This window comes from Prosthecobacter sp. (genome assembly GCF_020439865.1).
Classification (GTDB): Bacteria; Verrucomicrobiota; Verrucomicrobiia; order Verrucomicrobiales; family Verrucomicrobiaceae; genus Prosthecobacter.
The window spans coordinates 1-1,581 of sequence record NZ_JAGRPF010000179.1 but is presented as its reverse complement, the minus strand read 5'-3'; the positions used below and the strand labels follow the sequence as shown (position 1 = coordinate 1,581).

The 1,581-nt window shown below is 60.2% G+C and carries 2 protein-coding genes; both read left to right on the top strand.

The features are described from left to right. The coding region (locus tag KDL09_RS20425; RefSeq protein WP_294389255.1) for a TonB-dependent receptor at positions 1-1,070 on the top strand (1,070 nt) is incomplete at its 5' end. 22 nt (positions 1,071-1,092) lie between these two features. Continuing rightward, the coding region (locus KDL09_RS20420; protein ID WP_294389252.1) for a PAS domain-containing protein at positions 1,093-1,581 on the top strand (489 nt) is incomplete at its 3' end.

The following is a 1,581-nucleotide window of genomic DNA, read 5'->3' as shown; positions in this document are numbered from 1 at the left end:
TGGTTTGGGAGACCACCGAGCGATGGACGCAGACGCTCACTTATCAAAACGGCAATTTCCGGCAGGCGGCCATGAACTTCACGCCCGGTTTCGGACTCAACAATCGCATCACCTCCCGCAATCATTTCCTCGAGTATCAGAGCATCGTGGAAGCTGCCGACTGGTGGACGATTACGGCAGGTGCCTGGCTGCAGGACATTGGTTACTCGCGCTTCAATGACGATGCGCCCGGGCTGTTCAATCCTGCCGGGGACTCTTACGACGTTGATCAGACGGAGACAAACTGGGCGCTTTACCTGCAGTCCCAGGCTGAAATCCTCCCGGGTTGGAATCTCAACGCAGGGCTGCGTCACGACGAGTACTCCGACTTCGCGGACGCCACCACCTGGCGCGCGGGATCGAGCTGGCGAATGCCCTGGACGCAGACTGTCCTGCACGCGAACTACGGCACCGCCTTCGCCCCCGCCAGCCCGCAGAATCGTGAAGCGGCGCTGTTCGGAAATCCCGGCTTTCTGGAGCCGGAACGCAGCAAGGGTTTCGAAGTCGGTGTCGAGCAGCCGTTTGCTGACAACAAGGGCAGCATCAGCCTGACCTGGTTTCGCAACAGCATTCACAATCTGATCGTCTTCACGCCCACGTTTGGCCCACTCTCCCAGATTAACAAAGCGCGCACCGAAGGTTTGGAAGCTGCGTTTTCCTGGCAGCCCAGCGACCGCTTCGGCTTCAACACACAATACACCTACCTCGAAGCCGACAACGTTACAGCCGGCACGCGCCTCGTCCGCCGTCCGCGTCATACGTTGTCAGGAGATGTTTGGGTGAAGCCCGTGCCGAAACTGCGCCTCGGCTTCGGAGGACTCTACGTCATCGACCGCGAGGACGGTTTCGGAGCAGCGCAGCGGGATGTCGAAGACTATCTGCGCCTCCGACTGACGGCCAGCTACGAGGTCTGCGAACATCTGGAAGTCTTCGCCCGTGTGGAGAACCTTCTCGGTGAACGCTACCAGGAGGTGCTGAACTTTCCCGCCATGCGGACCGGAGCCTACGCCGGATTCCGGCTGCGCTTTTGACGGGACGTGCTAAGGGGGCGGCGTGAGTCGCCGACCGTCACGCATTGAAGACCCATCCGCGCTGCGCGAGCGTTTCATCCGCCGTGTCAGCGCGGACAGCCCCTTCTACCGGCTGTTCGATCACCTGCCGGATCTCGCCTTCTTCGCGAAGGACGGCGACTTCCGCTTCATGTGCGCCAGTCGCCGTTTCATGGACCGCTTCGCCATCGCGGAAGAATCCGCCATCGTCGGCAAAAACGATTTCGATCTCTTTCCTGCCCGGTTGGCTGAAAATTTCCGGCGCGACGATGAGGAGGTGCTCTCCTCCGGCCGACCGAAGCTGCACATCGTCGAATTGTTCTTCAACGATCAGGGCATTCCCGACTGGTTCGTCACCAACAAGCTGCCCCTTTTCAACGCCAGTGGTCGCGTCATCGGCATCATGGGCACCGTTCAGAGCTTCGAAGGGAAAAAGCAGGTGCTGCAGCCTTATCTTCAGATTGACCGCGCTCTCGCCTACATCCGCGAGCAT